The sequence below is a fragment of the Mycobacterium simiae genome (genome assembly GCF_008370645.1).
Classification (GTDB): domain Bacteria; phylum Actinomycetota; class Actinomycetes; order Mycobacteriales; family Mycobacteriaceae; genus Mycobacterium; species Mycobacterium simiae_A.
Map to the genome: position 1 here is coordinate 1 of NZ_VTZN01000580.1, position 357 is coordinate 357.

A 357-nucleotide genomic window follows, 5' to 3' on the forward strand; every position below is an offset into this window, starting at 1 on the left:
CTTTGCACCGCCCGACAGCGACATTTCTCAGCGTTCCGGCGGTGCTGGCCGCGGCGGGGTTGGTGACCGGGTTGGTACCCGCCTACCTGGGCCAGCAGCTGCAGGCCTACACCGACACGGTGGTAGCCCGACCGCGCTCCTACTACCTGGCTCTGTGGCATCCGGGCCCATCCCTGCTGCTGTCGGCTCTGGTCTTGGTGACCGGCACCACGGTCTTCCTCACCCGCGGTTGGCTGCGCCGGGTCCGTCTCGGCTGGCTGCCGCGCTGCGACGCCGATCGCGCCTACCAGGCCGGTATCCGCGGGCTGGACGTGCTGGCGGTGCGATTGACCGCGCTGACCCAACGCGGTTCTATCC

Annotated in this window: 1 pseudogene; it reads left to right on the forward strand. The window is 69.7% G+C overall.

Annotation, left to right across the window (positions count from 1 at the left end):
• Nucleotides 1-357 (forward strand): annotated as a pseudogene (locus F0Q45_RS28455) (Na+/H+ antiporter subunit A); the annotation flags it as partial.